7 protein-coding genes are annotated in these 7,549 nt (G+C 66.6%); 1 reads left to right on the forward strand and 6 read right to left on the reverse strand.

Annotated elements, in window-relative coordinates; translation table 11 throughout:
• From RMO40_RS05090 to yaaA, 3 genes are all read right to left on the reverse strand, one after another.
• Positions 1 to 566, reverse strand: a 566-nt coding sequence (locus RMO40_RS05090; RefSeq protein WP_309717216.1) for a CoA transferase, incomplete at its 3' end; no start/stop codon positions are given.
• Complete coding sequence (locus RMO40_RS05095) at positions 559 to 1,410, reverse strand: 2OG-Fe(II) oxygenase (RefSeq protein WP_309717219.1); 852 nt, start codon at positions 1,408 to 1,410, stop codon at positions 559 to 561. The genes RMO40_RS05095 and RMO40_RS05090, both read right to left, overlap by 8 nt.
• 125 nt (positions 1,411 to 1,535) lie before the next feature.
• Positions 1,536 to 2,306, reverse strand: a complete 771-nt coding sequence (gene yaaA, locus RMO40_RS05100; protein WP_309717222.1) for a peroxide stress protein YaaA — start codon at positions 2,304 to 2,306, stop codon at positions 1,536 to 1,538.
• Positions 2,307 to 2,421: 115 nt separating this feature from the next.
• On the opposite strand from yaaA, the gene RMO40_RS05105 reads away from it, so the two are divergent.
• Positions 2,422 to 3,096, forward strand: a complete 675-nt coding sequence (locus RMO40_RS05105) for a hypothetical protein (protein ID WP_309717225.1) — start codon at positions 2,422 to 2,424, stop codon at positions 3,094 to 3,096.
• A gap of 24 nt (positions 3,097 to 3,120) precedes the next feature.
• On the opposite strand, the gene RMO40_RS05110 is transcribed toward RMO40_RS05105, so the two are convergent.
• The 3 genes from RMO40_RS05110 to RMO40_RS05120 form a co-directional block, all read right to left on the reverse strand.
• A complete protein-coding gene (locus tag RMO40_RS05110; protein WP_309717228.1) occupies positions 3,121 to 3,309 on the reverse strand; it encodes a hypothetical protein in 189 nt (62 codons plus the stop codon).
• A gap of 140 nt (positions 3,310 to 3,449) precedes the next feature.
• Positions 3,450 to 6,641: an error-prone DNA polymerase gene (locus RMO40_RS05115; RefSeq protein ID WP_309717229.1), complete on the reverse strand. Its 3,192-nt coding sequence runs from the start codon at positions 6,639 to 6,641 to the stop codon at positions 3,450 to 3,452.
• 54 nt (positions 6,642 to 6,695) lie between these two features.
• A partial coding sequence (locus tag RMO40_RS05120) for an integron integrase (RefSeq protein WP_489660111.1) occupies positions 6,696 to 7,549 on the reverse strand: 854 nt, incomplete at its 5' end.

The raw sequence follows: 7,549 nt of genomic DNA on the forward strand, positions 1-7,549 counted from the left end.
GTCTGCGTGCCGCCCATCAGGTCACCGATCTGGAAGTTGGGCGTGATCACTTCGCCGTTCACGGTGGCGAGTTGCTCCAGCACACCCGACATCGCGATGTAGTTGATGTCGTGGCCTGCGCGGTGGGCCCACGGGCTGTGCTGGCCGTAGCCGCTGATCGCGCACATCACGAGCCGCGGGTAGCGTGCGTGCAGCACATCCCAACCCAAGCCCAGTCGCTGCATCACGCCGGGTCGAAAACCTTCCACCAGCACATCGGCGGTTTGCAGCAACGCATGCAGGTCGGCCTGGCCTGGTGGTGTGCGCAAGTCGAGGGTGTGCAACTGCTTGCCCGCGTTGAGCTCGCGAAACATCAGCCCGGCTTGGCCGCTTGCATGCTCTTGCGGCGAGCGCCAGAAATAGCGCGAGCCGTCGTCCTGCTCCTGGTCGGCGGGGCCTTCGATCTTGATGACCTCGGCGCCCATCTCCATCAGGTGCCGTGTGGCCAGCGGGCCCGGCAGCAGGCGTGTCAGGTCCACAACGCGGATGCCCTGCAGCGGCAGCGGCGGCTGCAGCGCCTCAGTCAAACCGCCCTTCCCGCAACCACTTGGTGGTGACCCACTTTTCGCCAGCCATCACCGGCGCGCCGCCGTGCAGGGTGCGGGTCATGGGGTGCGCACGGTCGTAGCTGAAGAAGACCGCGTTGCCCTTGACCGGCGCCACCTCGAGCTTGACGTCGGGGAAGGTGGTGGCGCCGCCGCTTTCCGGTGTGTTGAGGTAAGTGACGATGGTGGCCACACGCTGCCCACCGCGCTTCAGGATGGTGGGCGTGCCGGCTTGAGCAGGGTCGAAGTAGTCGTAATGCGGCTTGTATTCGGCGCCGGGCCGGTAGCGCAGCACCTGCAGGCCCTCGCCGTTTTCAACCGGCCAGCCAAGCAAGGCGCCGATGCGCGCCTCGATGCGCGCGCACAGCGCGTTTTCGCCGCGGCCGAAGAACATGCCGTCGCTGGTGCGCGCCGTGTTGACTTCGCTCGCTCCGGTGCTGGTGACCACCGTCTCCGAGCGCACCAGGCGCGCGCGCGCCAGCTCGATCATGTCGTCGCACTCCTGGTGCGACAGCAGGTTGCCGAAGACGATGACGCGCGGGTTGCGCAGGCTCATCACGATTTTGACCTCGTGGCCGTTGACCATCAGCGAGTTGGGTGCGTCGGTGAGGTCGGGCTCGGGCACCGGCACCGGTGCGGGCAGCCCGTTGGTCTGCGCATGCTCTTTCAGAAAACCCGACAAGGTGTCTTCGAGCGCGGCCAGGGCCACGTCTTCCGCCCAGCCGCTGGCCATCATCGATTTCAGCACGTCGTCGGGCGGTCGACCGGCCTTGGCCTGGTCGATGATCCATTGACGAAGTTCGGGTGTGACATGTTGCTCCGTCATGACTGCCCCTCGTCTGCGGTGTACCGCAGCCGATCCCCCATGGGGATGCGGGCCGGCTTGGGAGCGGCCCGGCGCTCGGCCCGCGCGTTTAAGACAGGTTTCCTCATGCGCCAGATTCTGCCGGATCAGCCCTCGATCCGGCGACGAAAAACCAGGCGATCGGCTTGAGATACCGAGGGCTCGAATCGGTAACCCTCGGCCTTGAATTTCTGCAAGCCCTCGGGCGTGCCGACCCGGTGGGCAATGGCGTGGCGCAGCATCATCCCCCGGGCACGCTTGGCAAAGAAGCTGATCACCTTGTAGCCGCCCTTCCAGTCTTCGAACACGCAGTCGATCACACGGGCTTTCAGGCCCCGGCCTTGCACGGCGCGAAAGTACTCTTGCGACGCGAGGTTGACCACGACGGGGCTCGGCCCCTTGAGCTGGCGGTTGAGCTGGCGCGCCAGGGTGTCGTCCCAGAACTCATACAGGTTCTTGCCGCGCGCGGTGGCCAAGGCGGTGCCCATCTCCAGGCGGTAAGGCTGCATGCGGTCCAGCGGGCGCAGCAGGCCGTACAGGCCGCTCAGGATCGACACGTGCTCCTGCGCCCAGGCCAGGTCGTCCGGGTGGAGCGTGGTGGCCTGCAGGCCTTCGTACACGTCGCCGTTGAAGGCGAGCACCGCCGCCTTGCTGTTGTGCGAGGTGAAACGTGTGGACCAGGCGGCATAACGCGCCACGTTCAGCTCGGCCAGTGCGGGCGACAGGCTCATCAACTGCGAGATGTCGTCGGCCGTCTTGGGCCGCAGCGTGTCGATCAACTCGGCCGATTGCGCCAAGAAGCGCGGCCGGGTGGTGGCGACGGAGGCGTCGGCGCCGTGGTAGTCAAGGGTTTTGGCGGGTGAGATCAGAAAGTGCATGCACCATTTTCGTCCACTCGTGCAATTACGTACCGAACTGTGCAATACGTCTCTTGTGCGTGCAGACACGTTTGACAAAATCCCTTACCAATCACCTCTCCTTCCCTCACCAGCCATGCGCAACAAACACTTCGCTTCCTGGCTTGGACAGATGCTCCTAGGCTTCGGCTTGTTTATCGGCGGCCTCGAGGCCGCCCGCATCACCTGGGGCAGCTGGTGGGAGATGGCCGCAGCTGTCGTGGTGGGGTCGGTGCTGGGCCTCGCCCTGATGGCCTATGCCGAGCACCGCGAGCGCCCTCTGCGCACGCTGCGCAAGGCGCGGCGTGCGCTGAACTTCCCGACGCAGTGGGCGGTGAAATTCGACAAGAGCGTGCCACACGGCGGCGTGATCCCGGTGGCGGTGATCCGCTCCGATGGCGTGCGCTTCGTGATCGACATTCAAGGCTTCAACGACGCAGGCTGGAACGACCTGATCGAAGGTGAGTCGATCCTGGTGGGCCCGCGTGGCAAAAAATTCAAGCACGACCCGGTGGCGCCGCTGATGCAGGCCGCCGAGGCCTGGGGCGCCACACCGGTTCTCTGGTTGCCTGAAGCCAAATACCCACGCAATTTGCGCCAAGAAGGCTGCAAGCTGATCGTGGTGATGGGCGGTGCACGTGAACTCAAGCACGTGTTGCGCGGCGCGGAGATCGTGCCTCAGCGCGATGCCACGCTGGAGATGACCATGCCGCCGAAGGCGGCACGCAAGCCGCGCAAGGCCGCATCACCGGCCTCGCCCGAAATGGCCTGAGCTGGGGGCAGCCCCGCGCGAGGCTTACTTCTTCGCGTCGTCGACCGCGTCTTTCACCTTGTCGCCGGCCTTTTCGATCTTGTCGCCGGCCTTCTGAGCCGCGTTGTCGACCGACTTGCCGGCGCGTTCGGCCGGGCCTTCTGCAGGCTGGCAGGCCGCCATCGCCAATGAACATGCGGCGATGAAGGCGTAACTGAATGTCTTGATGTTCATGGTGGGCTCCTCGTTTAAGGTTTCTGTGGTCCAGCGAAAGCGGTGAATCCGCTGGCGTGAACTGTAGGGAACCCCACCTGGGCTGTCGTTCGGTGCGCGGCGCGATAGTTTGTCAGCCAACGCCTACAGACACCTCCCATTCACTTGAAATCACGGCTGCGGTTCACCAGCCCCTGCAACAGTGGCGAGTGGTCGATCGCCCTGACGGCCACCAGGTGCATCACCGCCAACTCGCCCTCCCCCTGGCGCTGCCACTGCCCATACACCGTGAGCAGCCTGGCTGCGAGCAAGGGCTTGCGCTGGGCCTCGACCACCTTGGGCCAGACGATGACGTTGATGGCCCCGGTGTCGTCTTCCAAGGTGACGAACATGGTGCCCTTGGCCGTGGGCGGGCGCTGGCGGTGGGTGACCAGGCCGCTCGCGCGCACCAGCCGGCCGTTCGGGCAGTCGCGCAAGGAGGCGGAGGTCTGCACCTTGAAGGCGTTCAGCTGCTCGCGCAGCAAGGCCAGCGGGTGGCGCTTGAGCGTGAGGCCGAGCGAGCGGTAGTCGGCCATCATGGTCTCGACTTCGGCCGGCTCGGCCAGTGCCGCCGGCGCTTCGTCCACGCGCGTGGAACGCAGCAGGGCCGTGGGCCGTGTGTCGATGCCCGCCACCGCCCAGGCCGCCTGGTGGCGGTGGCCGCTCAAGGCCAGCAGTGCATCGGCCTCGGCCAGTGCCTTCAGGTCATGGGCATTCAGCTCGGCACGGCGGGCCAGGTCTTCGGCGTTGGTGAAGGCGCCCTGCGCACGTGCTTTCACGATGCGCTCGCCCGCGTCGCTCGACAAACCCGACACCCGATTCAAACCCAGTCGCACCGGCTGCAGCGCCGCGTGCACGGCGCCCGTGTCGTGCCCCCGCGGGCCTTCGAGGGTCGACTCCCAATCGCTCACCCGCACATCAACCGCCCGCACCTCGACGCCATGCGCACGCGCATCACGCACCAACTGGGCGGGCGCATAAAAACCCATCGGCTGGCTGTTGAGCAGGCCGGCGAGAAACGCATCGGGGTGGTGGCGCTTGAGCCAGCTGCTGTCGTAGGCCAGCAGCGCAAACCCGGCGGCGTGGCTCTCGGGGAAACCGTATTCGCCGAAGCCCTGGATCTGCTTGAAGATGCGCTCGGCGTAGTCTGGGTCGTAGCCCTTTTTCACCATGCGCCCGACCAGCTTTTCGTGGAAGGGGCCAAGGCCGCCCCTGCGCTTCCAGGCGGCCATGGCGCGGCGCAGCTGGTCGGCCTCGCCGGGGGTGAAGTCGGCTGCGAGCATCGCGATCTGCATCACCTGCTCCTGGAAGATGGGCACGCCCTTGGTTCGCTGCAGCGCAGGCCGCAGCTCAGGGGGGTAGTCGATCTCGTCATCGTGCAGCTTGCGGTTCTTCAAGTAGGGGTGGACCATGCCGCCCTGGATGGGCCCGGGCCGCACGATGGCCACCTGCACCACCAGGTCGTAGTAACAACGGGGCTGCAGCCGAGGCAGCATGCTCATCTGGGCGCGGCTCTCGACCTGGAACACGCCCACGGTGTCGGCGGCGCAGAGCATGTCGTAGGTGGGCGTGTCGCCATCGGGCACGTCTTGCAGCTCGAACGCCCGGCCGAGCTTGTGGCCGACGAACAGCAGCGAGCGCTTCAACGCACTCAGCATGCCCAGGGCCAAAATGTCGACCTTCATCAAGCCCAGGGACTCGAGGTCGACCTTTTCCCATTGGATGACGCTGCGGTTTTCCATGGCGGCGTTTTCAACCGGCACCAGCTGCGAGAGCTGGTCGCGTGCGATCACGAAGCCGCCGGGGTGCTGGCTCAGGTGCCGCGGAAAGCCGATGAGCTGGCGCGTGAGCTCCATCCACAGCTGCGACAGCGGGGCCTGCGGGTCGAAGCCCTGGTCACGCAGGCGATCGGCATTGCCGCTCACGTCATCGAACCATTGCAGGCTCTTGGAAACCGCTTCGATGCGCTGCAGGTCGATGCCCAGCGCGCGGCCCACGTCGCGCAGCGCCGAGCGCGGCCGGTAGCAGATGACCACGGCGGTGAGCGCCGCGCGGTGGCGCCCGTACTTCCCGTAGATGTACTGGATGACTTCTTCGCGGCGCTGGTGCTCGAAGTCGACGTCGATGTCGGGCGGCTCGTTGCGCTCGGCGCTGATGAACCGCTCGAACAACAGCGTGGCGCGGCCGGGGTCGATCTCGGTCACGCCCAGGCAGTAGCAGACGGCCGAGTTGGCCGCGCTGCCACGGCCCTGGCAAAGAATGCCCTTGCCTCGCGCCCATTGCACGATGTCGGCCACGGTGAGGAAGTAGCGCTCGTAATCGAGCTGCTGGATGAGCGCCAGCTCGTGCTCGATCTGCTCGCGCACCTTCTCGGGCAAGCCGGCCTTGAATCGCCTGGGCACCCCTTCGTAGGTGAGCTTGCGCAGCTGGCTGGTGGGTGTCTCGCCGGGGGGGACGGTCTCTTGCGGGTATTCGTACTTCAGCTCACTGAGCGAGAAGGTGCAGCTCTGCGCCAACTCGACCGTTTTCTCAAGCCACTCCGGCCGGTACAGGGCCGCGAGCCGCGCACGCGAGCGCAGGCGCGCTTCGGTGTTGGGCTCGAGCTGCCAGCCGCACTGGGCGATGGGCAGGCCCAGGCGTGTGGCCGTCAACACGTCTTGCAGCGGCTTGCGCGAGCGCACGTGCATCAGCACCCCACCGGCGGCGGCAATGGGCAGGCCAGTGGCCCGGGCCACGGACTGCACGGTGTCACGCAAGGCTTCATCACCCGGGTGGTTGTGCAGCTCGAGCGCGATGACCGCGCGCTCCTGGAACCAGGTCTTGAGCCACTGCGCATGGGCCAGCACTTCTGCGGCGGGCTGCGAGGCCTGCGGCACCAGCAAGGCCAGGCAACCGGGCAAGCCGGTGAGCGTGGGGGCGTCGGGAATCTTGCCTTCCACATCACCCGGGTGGGCCAGGTAGTGGCCCTTGTCGGCGCGCTTGCGTGCGACGGTGATCCAGTGCGAGAGGTTGCCGTAGCCGCGCCGCGTCTGCGCCAGCAGCACGAGCCGCGCATGAGGCTCAGCGCCGCTGCCGGGCTGATGCAGGCGCATCTCGCTGCCGATGATCAGGTGGAACGCGCGCTCCTTGGCTTCGTTGTGCGCCCGCACCACGCCCGCCAGCGAACACTCGTCGGTGAGGGCCAAGGCGCCATAGCGCAGCTGCTGCGCGCGATCGACCAGCTCCTCTGGATGGGAGGCGCCTCTCAAAAAGCTGAAGTTGCTGAGGCAATGCAGCTCGGCATAGGGTGGGAGCTGGAGGTGGCGCGGCAACATGGTGCGAGATCACAGACGAGCACGACGACAACCCAGCGGCCGCACGCGAGACGGCTACGCCGCGGCGGCCATCGGCACCAGGCCCGGCGCAGGCACCAGGTATTGCGCCACAGGCATGCTCACCCGCGGTGGGTGCCTGGCGTACTCGGCTTCATCGTTGTCATCGTTGTCATCGGCGGCCGCTCGGTACGTGGTCGCCCTCGTCGACTGGCCCAGGGCGTCCACCCCTGCGAGTGCATCGAGCGGGCTGCGCACGCCGCCACCACCGACCTTCAGCACATGGGTGTAGATCATGGTGGTGCTCACATCGGCATGGCCCAGCAGCTCTTGCACCGTGCGGATGTCGTAGCCGCTTTGCAGCAGGTGGGTGGCGAAGGAATGGCGCAGCGTGTGGGGCGTGGCGGGCTTGACGATGCCGGCCTGGGCCAGCGCTTTCTTGAACGCGCGCTGGAAGGTTTGCTCCTGTGCATGGTGGCGGCGCTCGGTGGGCTGGTCGGCCCGCGGGTCGAAGGCCAGCTTGTCCTGTGGAAAGACCCAGAACCAGGCCCAGGAGGCATCGGCATGGGGGTATTTGCGGGCCAGTGCATGAGGCAGGTAGACCCCGGCGCGGCCGGCCGCGCGGTCAGCGCCCCAGAGCCGCTTGGCTTGCGCCATCTGGTCGCGCAAGGCAACCAAGAGCGACGCGGGCAGCATCACCACGCGGTCTTTTGCGCCCTTGCCTTCTCGCACGACGATGGCGCGGCGCGCGAAGTCGACATCTTTCACCCGCAAGCGAACGCCTTCCATGATGCGCATGCCGGTGCCGTAAAGCAGCTGGCCGATCAGCCGGTGCTCGTCAGGCAGATGACGAAGCACCTGAACCACTTCGTCGTGCGTGAGCACCACCGGCAAGCGCACGCGCTCTTTCG

The sequence above is a fragment of the Rhizobacter sp. genome, assembly GCF_031412075.1.
Lineage (GTDB): Bacteria > Pseudomonadota > Gammaproteobacteria > Burkholderiales > Burkholderiaceae_C > Rhizobacter.